The sequence below is a fragment of the Bacillus swezeyi genome, from assembly GCF_001969815.1.
Taxonomy (GTDB): Bacteria; Bacillota; Bacilli; order Bacillales; family Bacillaceae; genus Bacillus; species Bacillus swezeyi.
Window position 1 is genome coordinate 273,369 of sequence record NZ_MRBK01000001.1, and the last position, 25,206, is coordinate 298,574.

Annotated in this window: 2 protein-coding genes (1 of these 2 cut by a window edge); both read left to right on the forward strand. The window is 46.6% G+C overall.

Annotated features, from left to right (window positions below; translation table 11 throughout):
• Complete coding sequence (locus tag BTA30_RS01245) at positions 1-15,138, forward strand: non-ribosomal peptide synthetase (protein ID WP_076758251.1); 15,138 nt, start codon at positions 1-3, stop codon at positions 15,136-15,138.
• Positions 15,122-25,206 carry the 5' portion of an SDR family NAD(P)-dependent oxidoreductase gene (locus tag BTA30_RS01250; RefSeq protein WP_094777259.1) on the forward strand. 3,646 nt of this gene lie beyond the right edge of the window, so the window shows 10,085 of its 13,731 coding nt (coding positions 1-10,085); the start codon lies at positions 15,122-15,124; its stop codon lies beyond the right edge, outside the window. The genes BTA30_RS01245 and BTA30_RS01250 overlap by 17 nt, the downstream gene beginning before the upstream one ends.

Sequence of the window (25,206 nt, forward strand, 5' to 3'; positions counted from 1 at the left end):
ATGAGAAATGATGTGAATACCCGCGGATTAGCTAATCCTTCTGTCAGTTACGGGGAGCCATTACATATATCCGAAGATCAACCGGCTACAATACCCGAGGTATTATATAAAACCGCAGCGGAGCTTGGGGAGACAAAGGGGATCATTTATCTGCAGCCGGATGGAACTGAGATTCATCAATCTTATGGCCGTTTATGGAATGATGCGCTGCGCATCGTCAAAGGACTCCGCCAATCTGGTCTGAAAGCAAAGGATCATGTGATCTTGCAGCTTGGCGACAATTCACAATTTATCCCTGCCTTTTGGGGCTGTGTTTCAACTGGAATTGTTCCGGCTCCTTTAGCTGTTGCCCCGATGTACACAGAGTCGAACAGCGGCACTCAAAAGCTGAAAGACGCATGGACACTTCTTGACAGGCCGCCGGTGATTACAAATAGGGATTTACTTCAGGAAATGACCGATTGGGCAAAAGAGCAAGAACTTGAAGGGTTTCGCGCCCTGGCTGTCGAGGACCTTTTCTGTGATGAGATGGAAACCGGCTGGCATCAGGCTCATCCTGAAGATTTGGCGCTTCTGCTGCTGACTTCAGGGAGTACGGGAACTCCCAAAGCAGTCATGCTCAATCATCAAAACATTTTGAGCATGGTGAAAGGTATTATTCAAATGCAAGGTTTTACAAGAGAGGATATCACGTTTAACTGGATGCCGTTTGACCATGTCGGAGGCATCGGGATGCTGCATTTGCGGGATGTTTATCTCGGCTGCCAAGAAATTAACGTCGCAAGTGAAACGATTTTGATGGAACCTCTAAAATGGCTTGATTGGATTGATCATTACCGTGCTTCTGTTACGTGGGCGCCGAATTTTGCTTTCGGACTGGTCACTGATTTTTCTGATGAAATGAAAAATCGAAACTGGGACCTGTCGTCAATGCGTTATATGCTCAATGGCGGTGAAGCGATGGTGACTAAAGTGGGGCGCAGAATACTGGAGCTTTTAGAACCTCACGGATTGCCTGCTGACGCGATTCGTCCTGCATGGGGCATGTCCGAAACATCATCCGGAGTGATTTTCTCTCATGATTTTACCCGTGCAGCAACAAGCGATGATGATGATTTTGTGGAAATAGGTTCACCGATTCCGGGATTCTCCATGAGGATTGTGGATGAACATAATGAATTGGTTGAGGAAGGCGAGATCGGCCGTTTTCAAGTCTCCGGCCTCTCTGTTACGAGCGGTTATTATCAGCGCCCGGATTTGAATGAGAGCGTGTTTACGGAGGATGGATGGTTTGAAACCGGCGACCTCGGTTTTTTGCGCAATGGGCGTCTAACCATTACGGGCCGTACGAAAGACGCGATTATTATTAATGGTGTCAATTACTACAGTCATGCGATTGAATCCGCAGTTGAAGAATTAGCGGAAATCGAAACTTCTTATACTGCTGCTTGTGCTGTTCGTGTAAATAACAATACAACGGATCAGCTGGCTATCTTCTTTGTTACTTCCACCGAGATGAATGATGATGAAATCGATCAGCTTCTTAGAAACGTACAATACCATGTCACGCAGACGATCGGTGTGACTCCTGAATTTTTGCTGCCGGTCCATAAAGAAGAGATTCCGAAAACAGCTATAGGAAAGATCCAGCGCGCGCAGCTGAAAACGGCATTTGAAAATGGAGCGTTCGATCACTTGCTGCACAAACCGAACCGCATGAACGGTGAGGGAGAGAAGCAACAAGCAGTTGATGCCAAAAGAATAAGGGAGGGTATACAGGAATATCTGCTCAGCTGTTTTACTGAGGAGCTGAATGTTTCCCGCGATTGGATTGAGCCCAACACCAATATCCAAAGCCTCGGTATTCACTCTATTAAGATGATCAAGCTCATTCGGGCGGTCGAGAAAAAATATCGCATCAGACTCACAGCGAGAGAGTTATACAAGTATCCTACGATCGAATCACTGGCTGACTATCTATCTGAAAAAGAAGAAATACGCAGCATTCTTTCTGATGACAGGGAGAACATTGATAAACCTCAAACAGAGGCAGAAAAAAAGCAAGCAACCTTTCAATCTCTTTCTCAAGTTCAAAAAGGTTTGTGGACATTGCAGAAAATGTCACCTGACAAAAGCGCTTATCATGTACCGCTCTGTTTCCGATTTACGTCAGCGCTTCACCTTGAAACATTAAAGCAAGCTTTTCACCTTCTATTAAATCAGCATCCGATATTAAAGCACGTGATTCAAGAGAAAGACGGAGTACCTTGTCTCAAAAACGAGCCAGCGCTATCTCTTGACATCAAAACAGAAGACATTTCGGGTATGAAAGAGTCTGACACGACTGCTTATCTTAGAAAAAAAGTAAAGGAACCGTATGTAAAGGAAAACAGCTCGTTAATGCGCGTCCGGGTTTTTTCCAGATCAGAAGAAGAGCATTTTTTGCTTGTGGTCATTCACCATATTATTTTTGACGGGATTTCTTCCGTGACGTTTATTCGCAGTCTTTTTGACAGCTATAAGCTTCTATTAGAAGGACGGGAGCCGAAAGAGTCTGTTTCTCCGGCAGTTTATCATGATTTTGCCGCTTGGGAACAGAACATGCTTGCCGGTGAAGACGGCGAGAAGCATCGTTCGTACTGGCGGAAACAGCTATCGGGAACATTGCCGAATCTTCAGCTGCCGACTGTAAGCACCAGTTCGTCCGTTTCTGAGTTTAAGGAAGACACATACGCTCGGCGGCTGCCCAGCAGCTTAATGAATCGTGTCAGATCGTTTGCCAAAGAGCATTCTACGAATGTATCAACGGTATTGCTGAGCTGCTATATGATGCTGTTAGGCCGTTATTGCGATCAGAAGGAACTGATTGTCGGTATGCCTGCAATGGTGAGACCGGAAGAGCGATTTGATTCCTCTATTGGACATTTTCTCAATATGCTCCCTATTCGGAGTGAGCTGAAAGCGGCGGAAACTTTTTCTGAGTTCGTTTCAAGATTGCAATTCACAATCCTTGATGGGCTGGATCATGCATCTTATCCTTTTCCGAAAATGGTGCGGGATTTAAATATCTCTCGCCAACAAGCAGGTTCACCCGTTTTTCAGACAGCTTTTTTCTATCAGAATTTTCTTCAATCTGGAAGTTATCAAAGTCTGTTGAGCGGATATAAGGATTCCTTTTCTGTTGACTTCGTTGGGAGTATTCATCAAGAGGGTGAATACGAATTGGTGTTTGAGCTATGGGAAGAAGAAGAAAAAATGGAGCTGAACATCAAATACAATACCGGGCTGTTTGATACCGCTTCTATTTCCGCTATGTTCGATCACTTTATTTATTTAACAGAACAGGCCGTTGTGAATCCTTCTCAGCCTTTAAAAGAGTATTCCTTATTATCCGGGGAAGAGGAACAAATGATTCTCAGAACGTGGAACGCCACTGACAAGAATTATCCATATACGTGTTTTCATGAGTTATTTGAGCAGCAGGCGAAAAAGACGCCTAATCGGGCGGCTGTCAGCTATAAAGGTGAAACACTGACGTATCGGGAGCTCGATGAAAAAAGCACACAGCTGGCCATGTATTTGCAGGCACATGGAACGGGACCGGATCGCTTGGCAGGAATCTATGTGGATCGATCGCTGGAAATGATTGTGGGATTGTTGGCGATTCTCAAGGCCGGAGGAGCATATGTGCCGTTAGACCCGTCTTACCCGGCTGAGCGATTGGAATACATGCTGAAGGACAGTGAAGTCTCCATTACGCTGACCACTTCCGAATTAGTAAATACTTTAAGCTGGAACGGGGTCCAGACGGTTCTGTTAGATCAAGACTGGGATGACATCACTCAAGCCGCTTCTGATCGGAGAGGTCTTTCACGCACCGTTAAGCCCGAAAACTTGGCTTATGTCATTTATACCTCCGGCAGCACAGGAAAACCAAAAGGGGTCATGATTCCGCATAAAGCGTTGACAAACTTTCTCGTTTCCATGAGTGAGACGCCTGGTCTTTCATCAACGGATAACATGCTTGCCGTGACAACCTACTGTTTTGATATAGCCGCTTTAGAGTTATATCTGCCTTTGATGAATGGGGCGCAGTGCCATATTTGTCAAACTGATCATACAAAAGACGTTGAAAAACTGAAACAGGACATACAAAATATTAGACCGACAATCATGCAAGCAACCCCTGCCACATGGAAAATGCTCTTTTATTCAGGCTGGAAAAATGAAGAGAGAGTCAAGATTCTATGCGGAGGCGAAGCATTGCCTGAAAAACTAAAATCGTATTTTCTGAATACGGACAGCGAAGCCTGGAATATGTTCGGTCCTACCGAAACAACTGTCTGGTCTGCGATCCAGCGTGTGAATGAAGAAAGCTCTCACATCACGATAGGCCGGCCCATCGCAAATACACGGATTTATATTACCGATTCTCAGGCTAAGCCTGTCCCGGCCGGTGTCCCGGGAGAGCTTTGCATTGCGGGGGACGGAGTGGCAAAGGGCTATTACAACCAGCCTGAATTAACGAATGAAAGATTCATAGACAGCCCTTTTGAACCTGTGTCAAAGCTTTATAGAACAGGCGACATGGCACGCTGGCTCCCGGGAGGCAGGATTGAATATATCGGCCGTATCGATAACCAAGTGAAAATACGCGGATTCCGTATTGAGCTTGGCGATATTGAAAGCCGGCTCAATGAACATCCAGCTATTCAGGAAAGCGTCATTGTTGCAGCTGAACAGGACGGAGACGAGAAGCTTGCCGCTTATTATACAGTGAAAGCTGCAAATTCATCTCTTGCATCAAGGGAGCTGCGAAATTATTTGAAAAACAGTTTACCAGCCTATATGGTGCCTTCTTATTTTATCCAGCTTGACCATATGCCGTTAACACCGAACGGCAAGGTAGACAGAAACACTCTGAAGAACCGAGAAATGACAGCGCAGCAGCCAAAGCAAAGGAATATGTCTTCTATAAAGATACAGGAAACCATTTTATCCATTTGGCAAGATGTACTGAACGTTTATGACATTGAGCCGGAAGACGGATTTTTCGATGTGGGAGGCGATTCGCTTCTCGCTGTTACGGCGGCCGAACGCATCAAACATGAACTATCCTGTGAGTTTACTGTCACAGACTTGTTTGAGTACTCAACGATTAAAGGCATCAGTACATACATCACTGAACAGCAAATAACGGATACTGGTTTCTCTTTACCGTTAGAATCAGCGGAAAAATCAGATGAGCCTATTCATATGCAAAATGTCACTGGTGAACTTCCGGATTATTATGAGGACAGTGTAGCGATTATTGGGATATCGTGTGAATTTCCGGGTGCGAAAAACCATGCTGAGTTTTGGGAGAACCTTAGAGACGGCAAGGAAAGTATAAAATTTTTCAGTGAAGAAGAGCTTCAGAGTTATGGTGTTTCAGAGGAACTGACAGGGAATTCACGCTATGTCCCGGCTAAATCCTCGATTGAAGGGAAGGACCGGTTTGACCCAAGCTTCTTTCAAATATCACCTAAAGACGCTGAATTTATGGACCCGCAGCTGCGGATGCTCATGACCCACTCCTGGAAAGCGATAGAAGATGCCGGTTACGTTTCCAAACAGATTCCGGAAACCAGTGTTTATATGTCGGCAAGCAATAATTCATATCGCGCGCTCTTGCCAAATGAAACAACGGAGAGCCTTGAAACGCCGGATGGTTATGTATCGTGGGTGCTTGCGCAGAGCGGGACGATTCCGACAATGATTTCTCATAAGCTCGGATTGAAAGGGCCTAGCTATTTCGTCCATGCCAATTGTTCTTCTTCTTTAATCGGATTGCATTCCGCCTATCAAAGCCTGTTGTCTGGCGAGTCCGCTTATGCTTTGGTCGGCGGCGCGACATTGCACACCGAGTCAAATATCGGATATGTGCATCAGTCAGGTTTGAATTTTTCAAGTGATGGACATATTAAGGCGTTTGACGCTTCTGCCGACGGAATGATAGGCGGTGAGGGCGTTGCCGTTGTATTGCTGAAAAAAGCGGCGGATGCCGTACAAGACGGAGATCACATCTATGCGTTGTTAAGAGGTATAGGTGTAAATAACGACGGAGCTGACAAAGTCGGTTTTTATGCTCCAAGTGTAAAAGGACAGGCGAACGTGATTCAAAAGGTCATGAATCAAACGAAGATCCAGCCTGAATCCATCAGCTATGTTGAAGCGCACGGAACAGGAACGAAGCTTGGAGATCCAATCGAGCTGTCAGCTTTGACGGCGGTTTACAGGCAGTATACAAATAAAAAGCAATTTTGCGGAATCGGATCGGTGAAATCAAATATCGGACATTTGGATACGGCTGCCGGGCTGGCAGGCTGCATTAAGGTTGTGCTGAGCCTTTACCATCATGAGCTTGCTCCTAGCATCAATTATAAGGAGCCGAATTCAAATACAGACTTAGCCAATTCTCCTTTTTACGTCGTCGATCAAAAGAAAGCATTAAGTAATGAAATAAAAACGCACAGGGCTGCACTCAGTTCGTTCGGACTCGGCGGGACAAACACTCATGCGATTTTCGAGCAATACAAAACGGTTCCTGCTGATCAGAAAAAAACAGGGGACTGCATCATTCCGATATCGGCAAAAAATAAGGAGCGGCTGCATGAGTATGTGCATGACATTCTGACACATTTAGAAAGAAGCGGGCTTGAGAACGGCCGGCTGTCTGATTTCGCTTATACCCTTCAGGTCGGGCGTGAAGCGATGGAGCATCGGGTTGTCTTTACCGCTGGTCATGTGGATGAGTTAAAACAAAGGCTGTCTGATTTTATCAATGGAAAAACACCGATTGAAGGCTGTTTTCAAGGAGAAAAGCAGCAAGCCAAGGACGTTTCATGGCTGACTGAGGATGAAGACAGCGCAGAACTGATTGGAAAGTGGATCGCTAAAGGAAAAGTGAACAAGCTGGCGGAGATATGGAGCAAAGGAGCGCATATTGATTGGTTGCAGCTTTACAAAGATGTGCGCCCAAACAGAATGAGTCTGCCGACATATCCTTTTGCAAAGGAACGATACTGGGCATCACAGGATGATCACAAGCTTAAGGGAAGAATGTCCGCTCATCAGACCGGTGTCAGTGTATTGCATCCGCTGCTTCATCAAAACACGTCAGACTTTGCTGAGCAGAGATTCAGTTCAGTTTTAACAGGTGAGGAATTCTTTCTGACAGACCATGTGGTGAGAGGGAAGCCGGTGCTCCCTGGGGTTGCCTATCTTGAAATGGCGCAAATGGCTGTAAACAAGGCGATTGGCGGTGCGAACGAGCAGGATGTCAGAATCAAATTGAATCATGCCGTTTGGGTTCAGCCTGTAGTGGTCGAGGAACAGCCGGTTCATGTGCATATCAGTCTTTTTCCGGAAGAGGATGGGAAAATCACATATGACATTTACAGTACAGGAGAAGGGGCAGACTCAGTCATACACAGTCAAGGCAGTGCCGAACTGATAACTGCAGCAGAAAAGCCGGCATGGGATCTTGGTGAATTACAGCGCCGCTGCAGCCAGAGGGAGCTTTCGCCTCGTCAATTTTACGAGGAAGGCAGAAGCAGAGGAATGTTCCATGGTCCGGCATTCCAAGGAATTCAGAAAGTGGATATCGGAAACAAGGAGGTTTTGGCACGATTGCAGCTGCCTGCTTCTGTTTCTGACACACAGAAACGTTTTATACTGCATCCAAGTATAATGGATTCCGCTGTGCAGGCCGCTACAATCTGCATCATGCAGGAATTTACCGAGCAAAAGCTGATTTTGCCGTTTGCGCTTGAAGAGCTTGAAGTGATCAAAGGAAGTACGTCCGCGATGTGGGCATATGCCCGTTTAAGTGACGGCGATCGCAGCGGGGAGATGGTGCAGAAAGCGGATATCGATTTGCTTGACGAGACTGGGGACGTATGCGTCAGGATGAAGGGATTCTCGACAAGAGTATTGGAAGGAGAGGTTCATTCATCAAAACCTGCATTTACTCATGAACAGTTAATGCTTGAGCCAATATGGAATAAGCAGGATGAGGTTATCGATAAAGATGTGACATCATACGCAGAGCATCTCGTTGTCATCTGCGAAACCGAACGAAATGTCAGTGAAGACATGGCAGCCCGCATGCAGAATGTTCGTGTCATTACGTTAAATGAAGCTGAAGGAAATATCGCTGAACGTTTTCAAAGCTACACACAGCAGGTTTTTGAACTCATTCAAAGGAAGATTCGCTCCAAAGCTGAAGGTCATCTCATCATCCAAGTTATCGTGCCGGGGAAAGACGAGAAGCAATTGTTTGCGGGAATGTCCGGATTACTCAAAACAGCAGAATTGGAGTACAGCAAACTTACAGCCCAGATCATTGAGATCGAGAATCCGGAAGAGATCATTGGCCTTCATCAAAAGCTGCAAGACGACAGTCAGAGGCCTGATGACAAACAGATCAAATATGAAGCTGGAGGCCGTTTTGTCAAAGATTGGCGTGAAATAGAGCTGCCGGCAGCTGCTGAGCCTCATATGCCATGGAAGGATAATGGCGTTTACCTTATCACAGGCGGAGCGGGGAGCTTAGGTCTTCTGTTTGCAAAAGAAATTGCCAATCGAACCGTTCATCCCGCAATCATTCTGACGGGGCGCTCAGTCTTAAGTGAGCATAAGGAGCAGGAGCTGGATGCTCTCCGGAATTTGGGTGCGGAAGTTATCTATAAACAAGCGGATGTGGGAGATCAAAAGGCGGTCTTGCGGCTCATGGATGAAATCAAAGAGATGTACGGCCATCTCAATGGTATCCTGCACGGTGCAGGCGTCATAAAAGATCATTTCATTGTCCATAAAACACATAAAGAATTTCAAGAAGTGTTACAGCCAAAAGTGGACGGATTGTTTTATTTAGATGAATGCAGCAAGGATTGGCAGTTGGACTTTTTCATCTTGTTTTCATCCGTGTCCGGGTGTTTAGGAAACACCGGACAAGCAGACTATGCCGCAGCCAATACATTTATGGATGCATTTGCCGCATACAGAAACGCGCTTGCCGCATCTAAGAAGCGGCACGGCTCAACCATTTCCTTCAACTGGCCGTTGTGGAAAGAGGGCGGTATGCAAGTCGATGCTGAAATTGAAAAAAGAATGATGAAAAACGTGGGAATGGTCCCGCTGCAAAGTGATCACGGCATTAAAGCCTTTTATCAAGGAATCGCTTCAGAAAAGCCGCAAGTATTCGTGATGGAAGGTCAGCTTGCGAAAATGAAGCAAAAACTGCTCTCTTCCGGGTCTAAAATCAAACGGCCGGATCAAAAAAGCGCAGATCATCATAACGGACAAACTCGAAAATTGGAGCAATCTTTCATCCAGATGGTCGGAGAGATTTTAAAAGTAAACATTGAAGATATTGATATCAATACAGAACTCAGTGAGTACGGATTCGATTCAGTTACATTTACTGTATTTACAAACCGGATTAACGAAGCGCACCGATTGGAGTTAGCGCCGACCATTTTCTTTGAATATGGAAGCATACAAAGCCTGGCTGAATACGTAATGGCTGAATATCAGGATGAATGGCTGCATCAAGATGCATCCGTCAGCGGCGCTGATGAGCAATCAAACTCTTTACATGCTGCAGACAGCCTGCAAGCTTCGCTAAGTCACATGGTCAGCGTCATTTTAAAAGTAAACGTTGAAGATATCGATATCAATACTGAGCTCAGTGAGTATGGATTTGATTCAGTTACATTCACTGTATTTACGAATCAGATTAACGAAGCTTATCAATTGGAATTGACGCCGACGATTTTCTTTGAATATGGAAGCATACAAAGTTTGGCTGACTATCTGATAGATGAATACAAGGAGGCTTTTGCCGGAGAGCACGCAAAATCATCGGTTCCTGACGAGTTACAAGAAACAGCTCCTGCGGCGCCAAGCATCACAAAGAGGAGAAAACGGCGCTTTAAACAGACTGTGATGGCGAAAGAGGAAAGAAACACAAATCAAACAGCCGATTTTGAGCCGATCGCCATTGTCGGCATCAGCGGCCGATTCCCTGGAGCTCATGACATAGATGAATTCTGGATAAATCTTGAAGAAGGAATAGACAGTATCACGGAAGTTCCGAAAGATCGGTGGGATTGGCGGGAGCATTATGGAAACCCTGACTCAGAAGCCAATAAAACCGACATTAAATGGGGCGGATTTATTGATGGTGTAGCCAAGTTTGATCCGTTGTTTTTCGGTATATCACCGCGAGAAGCCCATTATGTAGATCCTCAACAGAGGCTGTTAATGGAATATGCATGGAAGGTGATAGAAGATGCCGGGTGCTCGCCGCAGAGCCTTTCAGGTACAGCAACAGGGCTCTTTATCGGCACAGGAAATACAGGATATAAAGATCTATTTAACAAAGCAAACCTGCCAATTGAAGGTCATGCCGCAACAGGCCATATGATTCCTTCGGTCGGTCCGAATCGAATGAGTTATTTCTTAAATCTCCACGGTCCGAGTGAACCGATAGAAACCGCATGTTCAAGCTCACTTGTTGCGATTCATCGCGCTGTGACCGCTATGCAAAGCGGAGACTGTGAGATGGCAATCGCAGGAGGCGTGAACACGATATTAACCGAGGAGGCGCACATTAGCTACAGCAAAGCTGGCATGCTGAGCAAAGACGGAAGATGTAAAACGTTCTCCGCTGATGCGAATGGTTATGTCAGAGGTGAAGGTGTCGGAATGGTCATGCTGAAAAAGCTGACAGATGCTGAGCGCGATGGGAATCACATCTACGGCGTCATTCGGGGTACGGCAGAAAATCACGGAGGAAGAGCCAATACGCTGACATCGCCTAATCCGAAAGCGCAAGCTGATTTGCTGATGCGTGCATATCGCCGGGCAGGCATAGATCCGAGTACAGTCACATATATCGAAGCGCACGGAACGGGGACTGAATTGGGAGACCCGATAGAAATAAACGGGCTGAAAGCCGCGTTTAAAGAACTGTCTAATATGGAAGAGCATACCCAGCCAGAAGTTCCCGACCATCATTGCGGGATCGGCTCAGTTAAGAGCAATATCGGTCATCTAGAGCTTGCAGCAGGTATTTCCGGACTGATTAAGGTGTTGCTGCAAATGAAGCATAAAACCTTAGTCAAAAGCCTGCATTGCGAAACGCTCAATCCTTACTTGCAGCTTACAGACAGTCCGTTTTACATTGTTCAAGAAAAACAGGAATGGAAGTCTGTCAAAGACCGGAACGGAAACGAATTGCCGCGCCGTGCCGGAATAAGTTCGTTTGGGATTGGCGGAGTAAACGCCCATATTGTGATTGAAGAATATATTCCAAAAGCAGGTTCCCGACATGCGCTTTCCGAACAGCCGAACATGATTGTACTGTCGGCTAAAAATAAACAAAGGCTTACGGATCGGGCTGCGCAATTGCTGGGTGCCATTCGTCAGAAAAAATATACAGATCAAGATCTGCACCGCATCGCCTATACGCTCCAAGTCGGGCGGGAAGGAATGGATGAACGTCTGGCGTGTATTGCGGGCACGATGCAGGAGCTTGAAGAGAAACTGCAAGCGTATATTGACGGCAAGGAAGGGGCTGAGGGGCTCTTCCGCGGACAGGCTAATCGAAACAAAGAAACCTTGGCCATTTTTTCTGCAGATGAGGACTTGGCAATGGCTATTGAAGCTTGGATCAGAAAAAGGAAATACGCCAAGCTTGCGGATTTATGGGTCAAAGGCGTCGCGATCGATTGGGGTAAATTGTATGGTGAGGTCAAACCGCATCTGATCAGTCTTCCTTCATACCCATTTGCGAAGGATCACTATTGGCTTCCGGCAGAGGAACACCTTTCAGAACCGGACATCGCAGATCATAGTGAAAAACGCAACCCATGTGTTTTGACAAAACAATGGAGCTTAAGTGCGGTTACCCCGAAAGAGCCGGGGACACGAACCGTTGCGATCCTGAGCAATGAAGAGACGGCAGAGTTGGCGGCTGAAGTGTCTAAGTATTTTCCGAATCATCTCATGTTAGATGTGAGCCGGGTCGAAAGTGATCAGTCAAGCGATGATTGGAAACGGTTTGACGGCCTTGTGGATTTAATCGGTTGCGGCGGACATGAGGAAGAACAGCTTAATTGGATTGAATGGATTCAAAGGCTGGTTGAAGACGGACATAAAGATGGAATCATGCTGCTTTGTGTGACGAAAGGGCTGGAATCATTCCAAAACACCTCCGTCCGGATGACAGGGGCTTCCCGAGCTGGTTTGTATCGTATGCTCCAAAGCGAATACAGCCATCTCACATCAAGGCATATGGATGCGGAAGAATCCGTTGATCATCATATTCTCGCGGGTCAGATCGCTGAGGAGTTTTATTCCGATTCTGAGGATACGGAGGTTTGCTACAGGGAGGGCATGCGATACCAGGCTTACCTAAAAGAGAATCCGGAAACCTGGAAAGGAACTGAAGAGCGAAAGACCTTCCCGGAAGAACACGTGCTTCTCATTACAGGCGGGACAAGAGGAATCGGACTATTATGCGCCAGGCATTTTGCAGAACACTATGGAGTGAAAAAACTGGTTCTGACAGGACGTGAGCAGCTTCCTCCGCGAGAGGAGTGGGCTCATGTTGAGACATTAAATACTTCCGCGGCACAGAAAATCCAAGCGGTGCGGGAGCTGGAGGCACAAGGCGTACAAGTACAAATGCTGTCGCTCTCTTTGTCTGATGAAACTCAAGTACAGCAAGCATTACATGAAATCAATCAAACATTGGGACCGATCGGCGGAGTCATTCATTGTGCAGGCATAACGGACATGGATACCTTGGCGTTTATCCGAAAAACTGCTGCTGATATGCAGCGAGTGCTAGAGCCGAAGGTGGCGGGGCTTACAACCCTGTATCACCATGTAAGTCATGAACCGTTACAGTTTTTCGTATTATGTTCTTCTGTCTCGGCCATTATTCCGGCACTTTCAGCGGGACAAGCTGATTACGCCATGGCCAACAGCTATATGGATTATTTTGCAGAAGCACATAAGGAAAATGCGCCAATTATCAGCATTCAGTGGTCGAATTGGAAAGAAACCGGTATGGGGGAAGTGACAAATCATGCTTATCGAGAAAGCGGCTTGCTGAGTATGACGAATGCAGAGGGTTTGCGTTTTCTGGATCAAATATTATCTGGAACCTTGCAGCCGGTTGTCCTCCCTGCTGTGGCGAATCAGGAAAATTGGAAACCAGATCAGCTGATGAAGCGGCGGATCCGGCAAGAGGCTGGATTGAAGGAAGAAACTTCGCTCAGACCGCAAGCTGAAAACGTCGAGAAAACCGCAGGATCGGCTAAACATGAGCTGCTTTTAGATGAAACACGGACATGGCTTGTTCAATTGTTTTCTGAAGAGCTGAGAATCGATCGGGAACACTTGGAAATTGATGATGTATTTCAGGATTATGGTGTGGATTCTATCATCTTGGCGCAGCTGCTCCAGCGTATTAACCGAAAGTTAGACACAGCGCTCGATCCATCTATTCTTTATGAATATCCAACGATTCAGCGCTTTGCCGATTGGCTTGTCGGATCTTATGCCGAATCCTTAACTGCTCTTTTTGGAGAGTCGGAAAATGCCGAAGCGTCATTGGAAAACAAAACTGAGGCAGTCAGATCTGATCCTGCGGAGAATCGGGCTTCTGTCAGCCAAAGACAAGCGCCAGCGTCCTTTTCACCGGGTTCTCATGCAGAGGATATCGCCGTTGTCGGACTATCTTCCCGCTTTCCGGGGGCAGATACACTGGAGACATATTGGTCATTATTATCTGAGGGACGTTCGTCAATCGGTCCGGTTCCGGCAGAGCGCTGGGGTTATCAAACGCCGTATTATGCCGGAGTCATTGATCACGTCAGCCATTTCGACCCTGATTTCTTCCTGCTCCATGAAGAAGATGTAAGGGCGATGGACCCGCAAGCATTATTGGTGTTGGAAGAGTGTCTGAAGCTTTGGTATCACGCCGGATATACACCAGAGGAAATAAAGGGCGAATCCGTCGGCGTCTATCTTGGAGGCAGAAGCCAGCACAAGCCTGATGAAGAGAGTCTTCTTCATGCGAAGAATCCGATCGTGACAGTCGGCCAGAATTATGTAGCGGCTAATATTTCACAATTTTTTGATGTCCGCGGTCCGAGTGTTGTGTTAGATACAGCATGTTCATCAGCTTTAGTCGGCATGAACATGGCCATTCAGGCCCTCCTTAGCGGAGATATTAAAGCTGCTGTAGTAGGCGGGGTCAGCTTGCTTGGTTCAGACGCCTCTCACCGTCTGTTTGACCAGCGCGGCATTTTAAGCAGGCAATCATCCTTCCATGTATTTGATGAGCGTGCTGATGGCGTTGTTTTAGGTGAGGGTGTCGGAATGGTTCTGTTAAAAACGGTAAAACATGCCTTGCAAGACGGAGATACCATTTATGCTGTGGTCAAAGCGGCCTCGGTCAATAATGACGGAAGAACCGCAGGGCCGGCAACACCTAATCTGGAGGCGCAAAAGGAAGTCATGAAGGCCGCGCTTGCCAAAAGCGGAAAAAAACCAGAGGACATCAGCTATCTTGAAGCAAACGGATCAGGTTCAATGGTAACCGATCTGCTTGAGCTTAAAGCGATTCAATCCGTATACCGTTCCGGGAATGCTAATCCCCTTTCGCTCGGATCAATCAAGCCGAATATCGGACATCCGCTTTGCGCTGAAGGAATCGCAAGTTTTATCAAGGTTGTGCTGATGCTGAAAGAGCGCAGTGTTGTCCCATTTTTATCAGGTGAAAAAGAGATGACGCATTTCGATCAGCAGAAAGCGAATATCACGTTCAGCCGGACACTGGAAAAATGGAAAGATCCGCTGCCTGCTGCGGCCATTAACTGCTTTGCCGATGGTGGGACAAATGCCCATGTCATTTTAGAGGCGTGGGACGAAGATGAAAAACGTGTGATCAAGCGCAGTCCAATATCGCCTCCTGAATTAAAGAAACGGGCGTTTTCGGCCGGCGCGTCAAAGCCGGAAGCAAAGACTTTAAAAATGGATACGGCAAACATATGGGATACTTATGAAGTGGAGGTCTAACGTGAAAAATATAACGAAGCAACTCACTCTATCGTTAAAAAATCCGTTTATTTATCACCATGTGGTTTACGGACAACATGTCCTTCCGGGATTGGCTTACATTGATATGATCTACCAGATATTCAGAGAACACGGCTATTCCTGCTCAGACCTTCAGCTGCGGAATTTATCGATCTATCAGCCGCTGACTGCGGGACGGGATTCGGTGATTGTCCTCAATATCCAATGCGCGGAGAAAAAAGAAGGGCATTGGCAAATAACAGCTAAAGGCTTCGAAAAACGTCACGGTAAAGAAGCTTCAGATGAAAAGCTCTATATGAAGGCTGATATGCACACCGCCGTGCCGGCAGTATTTGAAGAAACACTGGAGCTTAAACAGATCAAAGCATCTGCGGACACTATTATTCGGCTCGATGATGTGTATGAACAGTGCAGACGTCAGGAACTCGTGCACAGCGGATATATGAAGGCGCAGGGGTGCATTTATGAAGAGGAAGACGGCGTGCTCCTTGATCTTTCTCTTAGCTCAGAAGCCATGCTTCATGCAGAAGGCTTTATGTTTCATCCGACTCTCATTGACGGGAGCGGGGTGGGCGCCAACAATTTGCTCACATCTTTGCTTAAAGGAGAACAGAGGCTGTTTTTGCCTCTGTTCTATGAATCCTTTTCCGCTTCAGCCCTTTTGCAGACGCATTGCATGACGAGAATTAAGCGGTCCTCAGTCCGTCAGGAAAAAGAGCTGATTTATGTAACGCTTGAATTTTTTAATGCTTCCGGAGAAAAGGTGGCTGAACTGAAAAACTTCACAAGTAAATTAGTACGGGAAGCAGAGCTTATTAATGGAGATCGCAAAGATTTACCGCAAAGTCAAGAGATGAGAAAAGATACAGCTGCACTCTCGCAGGCTGCTGAAGGAATGATGGAGGTGTCATCGGCAGCCGACAGTACAGGGCCATACGAGGCGGCTGAACAATTCGTCAGCCAATTAATCGCAGACAAAATCAATTTGCCGCTCGAACAGATTGAAAAGCAGGTCGGCTATTACCAGATGGGGTTGAATTCATCCGGTTTGCTTGAAGTGGTAGAAACGATCAGTGACAAAATCGGCGAGAGCCTTTCACCGACTCTCCTGTTTGAGCATACCACGATTGCGGAGTTGTCAGCGTTTCTTGCCGAGGAGTACGGTGAGCATTTTAATTCCTCTCATTCTATTGAACAAAATGAACGAAAGCACGCCGCTTTTAGCACAATCGACCGTGGTGCTGCTGAAAGCAGGGAGAAAAGTGTACATGCAGATTCTTCTCAAACTGCACCTCTGAAGGCGGCAGAAGGGGATATTGCGATTATCGGCATGGCGGGCCGGTACCCGAAGGCAAACAATATACGCGAATTTTGGAACAATCTGAAAAAGGCAAAGAATTGTATTAGCGAGATTCCCGAGTCACGCTGGGACTGGCGGCGCTTTGAAGGAGTCACCTCTCCTTCAGGAAAGAACATTTCTAAATGGGGCGGTTTTATTGATGATCCAGATTGCTTTGATCCTCAATTTTTCAGAATAACGCCGAGAGAAGCAGAGACAATGGACCCTCAGGAGCGGCTGTTTTTAGAAACATGCTGGGAAACGATCGAGGATGCAGGGTACACGCCGAAGACTTTGGCGAAACCTAGAGGACGAAACAAAAGACAGCATGTAGGCGTTTTTGCCGGCGTCATGCACAAGGATTATACATTAGTCGGTGCTGAAGCAGCATCGAAGGAAAATGTGTTTCCTCTTTCTCTCAACTATGCGCAAATCGCCAACAGAGTGTCCTATTTTTGCAATTTCCACGGCCCGAGTATGGCGGTCGATACGGTATGTTCCTCATCTCTGACTTCCGTACATCTGGCGTTGGAAAGCCTTCGTCACGGAGAGTGTGAGGTCGCATTAGCTGGCGGGGTTAACCTTTCTCTGCATCCGAATAAATATATGACGTACGGTGTTTGGGATATGTTTTCCACTGACGGGCACTGCCGCACGTTTGGCAAGGACGGGGACGGCTATGTGCCGGCAGAAGGAATCGGCGCGGTCTTATTAAAGCCTTTGCGCCAGGCGGAGGAAGACGGAGACCGTATTTATGCAGTGATTAAAGGAAGTGCGGTCAACCATGTAGGAACGGTTAGCGGGATTTCTGTGCCAAGTCCTGTTTCACAAGCTGATCTGATTGAGACATGCTTGGAGAAAACAGGGATTGACCCGCGGACCGTCAGTTATGTGGAAGCGCACGGAACCGGTACATCTTTAGGAGATCCGATCGAATTACAGGGGCTGGTGAAAGCGTTCCGCCAATATACACAGGATCGGCAGTTCTGTTCAATCGGTTCTGTCAAGTCAAATATCGGGCACGCGGAATCCGCAGCAGGTATCAGCGGTTTAAGCAAAGTCGCCCTTCAGCTTCACCATCAGACTCTCGTGCCTTCTTTACATTCAGAAGAGCTGAATCCGTACGTGGACTTTGAAAAATCGCCATTTTATGTGCAGCATGAAACAGAAACTTGGAAGCAGCCTGTTATCAAGGAGAATGGCGAGGAAATCATCTATCCGCGCAGGGCGGGCATCAGTTCGTTCGGGGCCACGGGGTCCAATGCGCATGTGATTTTAGAAGAATATATTCCTGAAACAGCTGAGCAGGCTGTATCTGTTCCTGACACTAAACCGGTGATTATTCCGCTTTCTGCCCGGAATCAAGAACGTCTTCATGTGTATGCGGAACGTCTTCTGGATTTTCTTCACGATGGACTCCAGATCAGGGATATGGCTTATACATTGCAGGTTGGCCGTGAACCGATGGAAGAACGGGTTGCTTTTTTGGCAAGCGGAATTCAAGAATTGATCGGCCAATTGGAAGCTTATCTAGAAGGACAGGAAACGATTGAACATTGCTGGAAGGGCCGCATGACAAAAGAAAACGGTGATACATCGATTTCCGCGGAAACGGTACATAAATGGCTGGAACAAGAAAATCTAAACCTGATCGCCGAAAAGTGGGCCGATGGATCTGCGGTTGATTGGAAGCTCTTATACGGAGTCAACAAACCAAAGCGGATCAGCTTGCCGACATACCCTTTCGAGAAAGTGCGGTATTGGGTGCCGGAGAAAGAGGCAGGGACTGACTTGTCAAAACAGAATCTGACTGAAGGCCGCGTCATTCATCCTCTTTTGCATGAAAATGTGTCCGATATGTCGGGTGTGCGTTTTCGTTCAGTGTTCACAGGGCGCGAATTTTTCTTAAAGGATCATGTCATTAAGGGTCAGCACATCTTACCGGGCGCGGCCTTGTTAGAAATTGTTCGGGCGGCTGTAGAAAAGGCGGCTGCGGATCAGATGCAGACAGGTATTCGTCTCCAAGATATCGTTTGGATTCGCCCTGTTGCCATCACGGATCTGCAATCAGACATATACGTTCGCCTTTATCCGGAAGACAATGGTGACATTTTCTTCGAAATCTGCAGGGAGGAGATTGACAGCACAGGGGAGGACCCGATGATATACGGCCAAGGAAGTGCTGTGCTATGTCAGGCTGAAGATACTCCTAAACTGAACATTGAAGAGGTGAAGGCAAGCTGCAGTGAACGTATTCTGTCACCTGCTGCATGCTATAACGCATATGCGGAAATGGGAATTGAGTACGGTGACGGCCACAGAGCGATTGACAATATATATGTCGGGGCAAACGAAGCTCTAGCTAAATTGACTATGCCGTCTGTGGTCTCCCATACACAAGACCGTTATGTTTTGCATCCGAGCATGATTGATGCGGCATTTCAAGCTTCTATCGGTCTGAGGATCGGAACAGATGATGCAGGTTTGGCAGGAAGAAAAGCAATGCTGCCTTTCGCATTGCAGGATGTCCAAATCTTCAAAGGCTGTGAAACTTCGATGTGGGCCCGCGTTAAATACAGCGAGGATAATATCGCTGCGGATCGCATACAGAAGCTGGACATTGATTTATGTAATGAAGAGGGCCGGGTATGCGTGCGAATGAAAGGTTATTCTGCCAGAACTTTAGAAACCGAGACACATTTAGAAGCTGTTTCATCTGGAAAAATTGGCACGCTTATGTTTGAGCATATATGGGAAGAAAAAGCAGTTTCCGGGAAGTATGAGTTAATAGAATATCAGAAGCATAAAGTCGTAGTTTGTGATATTGCAGAAAGGCAGATCGAAAGAATGCGGGACGAGTTTGACTGTACGGTTTTAGAAAAAGACGGGCAGGCAGTTCATGAACGGTTTGAAGCGTATGCCGTGCAGTTATTCGAAGAAATCCAACAGCTGTTAAACTCAAAAACTGGCGGAAATGTCCTCATTCAAGTCGCTGTTCCTGCATTGAACGAACCGCAGCTGCTAAACGGTTTAACAGGACTTCTTAAAACGGCCCAGCTGGAAAATCCAACATTCACCGGCCAGCTGATTGAGTTTGATTCAGAGATATCTGCAAGCGATCTGGCTGAAAAACTAACAGAAAGCAGGCAATATCCTCATGATCACCATATCCGATATTGGCAAGGGAAACGGTATGTAAGCAAATGGAAAGAGGCGGATGCTGATCAACTGGGCGCCGACATGCCATGGAAGGATAAAGGGGTTTATCTGATCACAGGCGGTGCAGGGGGGCTTGGCTTCCTATTTGCAAATGAAATTGCAAGCAAAACGCATGGGGCTGTCATGATTCTCACAGGCCGGTCTCCGCTCAATGACAGGAAGCAGTCACAGCTTCAGAAGTTACAGGAAATGGGCGCGCGTGTTGTTTATAGACAAACCGATATGACTGAAAAAGAAGCTGTTACGGCTTTAACGAAAGGGATTCAAGAGGAGTACGGCAGCTTGGATGGCATCATTCATAGCGCAGGCATTATAAAAGATAATTTCATTATTAAGAAAAAGAAAGACGAAATTCAAGACGTGCTTGCTCCAAAGGTAACCGGCCTGATCCAGCTTGACGAAGCCACAAAAGATATCCCGCTCGACTTTTTTATCCTTTTTTCTTCAAATGCCGGAACAGTGGGAAGTGCGGGACAGGCAGATTACGCAATGGCGAATGCTTTTATGAATACATTCAGCGAATACCGGAATGGCCAAGCAGCACAGCACAAGCGTTACGGGAAAACCCTTTCCATGAGCTGGCCGTTGTGGAAAGACGGGGGCATGCATGTTGATGCTGAAACCGAAAGAATGCTGACGAGAGATACGGGTATGATCGCCATGGAAACAGATCACGGAATTCAGGCATTATACCATGGATGGGCCTCGGGAAAATCGCAGCTGATGGTGGCTTCGGGCGTCCTAAGCAAAATTCAATCATTTTTGAACCAAACAGGAAATGGACAATCTCCAGAATTAAAATACAACAGTGAAATTCAGCATACAGAGCAAGCAAACACCATGATGGGAGTCGACGAAGAGACGCTGAGAGAAAAAGCAGAGGATTATTTCAAGAGTGTGCTTTCTTCAGTTACCAAGCTGCCTGTCAGCCAGATTGACGCTGAAGCTCCTATGGAGGACTACGGAATCGATTCTATTATGATCATGCATGTAACGGGACAATTAGAAAAAGTATTCGGTTCATTGTCCAAAACATTGTTCTTTGAGTATCTCAATATTCGGTCATTATCACAGTATTTTGCTGAATCTCATAGAGAACAGCTGTTACACATCTTGGGGATTGAACAAGAAAAACCTTCTCTAAAAGAGGAAAATAGAGATTCAGAAGACGAAGAGAGAGAAGAGATTTCTGTTCTCCGAAGAAAGTCTGGTTTTGTCCCTATGCAAAGAAAAGTACAAAAGCCGTCAATTGAAAAAGAAACGGAAGAGATTGCGATTATCGGAATCTCCGGCCGCTATCCGCAAGCGGACAACATCGATCAATTGTGGAAAAACTTGAGGGACGGCCAGGACTGTATTACAAAGATTCCTGAAGACCGTTGGGACCACAGTCTCTATTACGATAAAGATAAGGACAAACCGGGAAAAACGTACAGCAAGTGGGGAGGATTCATTAAGGATGTAGATAAGTTTGACTCGCAGTTTTTCCATATTTCTCCTCGTGAAGCGAAGTTAATGGACCCTCAGGAGCGTTTATTTTTGCAATGTGTTTATGAAACGATGGAGGACGCCGGATATACTAGAGAGCATCTCGGCTGTAAACGGGATGCCGAGCTTGGCGGAAACGTAGGCGTTTACGTCGGTGTCATGTACGAAGAATATCAGCTGTACGGAGCGCAAGAACAAGCGCGGGGCCGGGCTCTGGCTTTACCGGGAAATCCATCCTCCGTAGCAAACCGGGTATCCTATTATTTCGATTTCCATGGACCGAGTATGGCTCTGGATACGATGTGCTCATCTTCATTAACCGCTATTCACTTGGCTTGCCAAAGCTTGCAGCGCGGTGAATGTGAGGCCGCTTTCGCGGGGGGAGTCAATGTTTCAATCCACCCAAATAAATATTTGATGCTTGGGCAGAACAAATTTATGTCAAGCAAAGGCAGGTGTGAAAGCTTTGGACAGGGAGGAGACGGCTATGTGCCGGGAGAAGGCGTTGGAGCAGTACTCCTTAAGCCATTGTCTAAAGCGGTTGAAGATGGCGATCACATCTATGGAGTCATTAAGGGTACGGCCATTAACCACGGAGGAAAAACAAACGGATACTCAGTCCCTAACCCGAATGCCCAGGCACATGTCATCAAAAAGGCGATTACAGAGGCGCAAATTGACCCGCGGGCAATCAGTTATATTGAAGCGCACGGCACGGGCACCTCACTCGGAGATCCTATTGAAATAACAGGACTGGCTAAAGTGTTCACAGAACATACGAAAGACAAACAATTTTGTGCCATAGGTTCAGCCAAATCAAATATCGGGCACTGTGAGAGTGCGGCGGGCATTGCGGGGTTAACGAAGGTATTGCTGCAAATGAAATACAAACAACTGGCGCCTTCCCTGCATTCAAAGGTGCTGAATCCGAATATTGACTTCCTCAATTCTCCATTTAAAGTACAGCAAGAGCTTGAAGAATGGAAGAAACCTATTATTCAGGTAAATGGAAAAGAAATCGAATATCCGAGAATCGCAGGCATCTCTTCATTTGGCGCCGGAGGAGGCAACGCCCATATTTTAATAGGAGAATATGTTCCGAAATCTGAGCCGGAACGTTCTTCAGCAGGACAGCCGGCTGTCATTGTGCTCTCAGCAAAAAATGAAGAGAGACTTCAAAAACGGGCGGAACGATTGCTGGATGCCATCCGTGAGCAGCGTTATTCTGAAGCGGATCTGCCTCGGATCGCCTATACGCTTCAAGTCGGACGTGAAGCGATGAATGAGCGCTTAGCGTTTACGGCTGAAAATATGCAGGAGCTTGAAGAAAAGCTGAATGACTTCATCTCCGGAAAAGAACATATTGAACATCTATACCGCGGGCAAGTGAAACGCAATAAAGAAACGATGGCAGTTTTTGCGGCTGACGAAGATATGGCGAAGACAATTGAAGCATGGATTCGCAAAGGGAAATTCGCGAAGTTTTTAGACCTTTGGGTAAAAGGATTAAATATCGATTGGAACATGCTTTATCAAAATGGTAAGCCGCGCCGCATCAGCTTGCCTGCCTATCCTTTTGCAAGAGACCGCTATTGGATAGAAGAAACTGTGATGAAGGCGGATGAAAAAAGACCGGTGAAGCCGGCTGTTGCAGCGCAGCCAGTCATCCAAGAGCCATTTATTCCTGAAAAAGTCAGCGGTAAGCCCGCCAATATTTCCTTGCAGCCTTTGACGGCAAGTCAGGAAACACCGCAAAGGACAGCCGTTCCGCTGCAGCCGGTTAAAAAGCAGCAAACCATGTCTGCTGAGCTGTTATGCGATGAACTGACGGCAAGCTTAGCAGAAGTGTTATACATGGATCAAAACGAAATCGACCCGGATGAAGCCTTCATTGATATCGGAATGGATTCCATTACCGGGCTTGAATGGATAAAAGCAATCAATAAGCAGTATGGTACATCGTTTATTGTGACAAAGGTTTATGATTATCCGACAATCCGTGATTTTGCCGTTTTCTTAAAAGATGAATTAAGCACACAAGCTGAAGAAGAGATCGCGGGAAACCATCCGCCAAAACAAGAGGAAACGTATGCACCGATAAAACGGGAAACCGTCTCTGCTAAACCGGACAATATTTCTTTGCAGCCTTTAGGCCTTCATCAGCCTGTGCAGAAGAAACCAATTGAAGACATTCAGTATGCAGCTGCTGAGATATCGGTATCCAGCCAAGATGGTGGGACAATTGAAACACTGCATGATGAATTAAAGGAAAGCATCGCAGAAGTGTTATACATGGATCCGCACGAGGTCGATATTGATGAAACCTTTATCGATATCGGAATGGACTCCATTACAGGACTTGAATGGATAAATGCAATGAATAAACAATATGGAACATCATTTTCAGTCACCAAAGTTTATGATTATCCAACGATTCGTCAGTTTGCAGACATGTTAAAAGCCGAGCTTGTGAAGCATAGTGACAGAAAAAAAGAAATAGAGGATGGGCCTTCTGCAGAGGACACACAGCCTGCAGTACGGGCTGAAGCGAAGCCTGCAGAGCGGCCAGTGCAGCTGCCAGTGATGAAAGAACGCGAGCGGAAAACAGACCGTTCTTATCAAAGTCACCGAGACGATGCGATAGCCATAGTCGGGATGTCAGGCAGATACCCTGGTGCCAAGGATGTAAGAGAGTATTGGGATAACTTGGTCAATGCGAGAAATGCGATCCGTGACATTCCGAAATCGCGGTGGGATGTGGACAAATACTATGACCCGGCACTGAATCAAAAGGGGAAAGTCTACTGCAAATCACTGGGGATGCTGGATGATATTGAACATTTTGATCCGCTGTTTTTTAATATTCCGCCGTCAGAGGCTGAGCTGATGGACCCGCAGCACCGAATCTTTTTGCAGGAAGGTTATAAAGCATTCGAGGATGCCGGATATAACGCCCAAACATTAAACAATAAAAAGTGCGGGGTTTATCTTGGCATTATGAGCAATGAATACGGGGTGATGCTGAATCGGAATCAGGCCAGAGCAAGCGCCACCGGGAACAGCTTTGCGATAGCGGCAGCGCGTATTCCGTATTATCTGAATTTAAAAGGGCCTGCAATTCCGATTGATACGGCATGTTCATCCTCATTAGTCGGCACACATTTAGCACGCCAAGCATTGGTAAACAAAGAAATTGATATGGCGCTGGTGGGCGGTGTCAGCTTATATCTGACGCCGGAATCTTACATCAGTATGTGTGAAGCCGGCATGCTGTCTCCTGATGGACAATGCAAAGCATTTGATAATGGCGCAAATGGTTTCGTTCCCGGAGAGGGTGCAGGAGCACTCGTTCTGAAACGGCTGAAAGATGCAGAAGCGGATCGTGATCACATCTATGGCGTTATTATCGGTTCGGGCATTAATCAGGACGGGAAAACAAACGGAATTACAGCACCGAGCGTGAAAAGCCAAATGGATCTGGAACGGGATATATACGAGACATACGGGATACATCCTGAAAGCATCAGTTATGTTGAAATGCACGGCACCGGAACAAAACAAGGGGATCCAATTGAATTAGAGGCGCTGTCAACCGTATTTAAAGAGAAAACAGACAAAAAGCAATTTTGTGCGATCGGTTCAGTGAAAAGCAACATTGGCCATACATCAGCGGCAGCGGGTGTAGCCGGTGTTCAAAAAGTGCTGATGTGCATGAAACACAAAACGCTGGTGCCTACATTGAACTTCTCTGAGCCTAATGAGCATTTTCGATTTGAAGATTCGCCTTTGTATGTCAATACGGAGCTTAAGCATTGGGAAACGGCTGATGGAAAACCGCGGCGGACCTGTGTGAGTTCCTTTGGATACAGCGGAACGAACGCCCACCTCGTGATTGAAGAATACCGGCCTGAAAGGGACAATGATCCAGTACCAGATCGCCATCATTCAAAGTTATTTGTACTCTCAGCGAAAAAAAGGCAGCAATTGAAGGTCTATGCCCA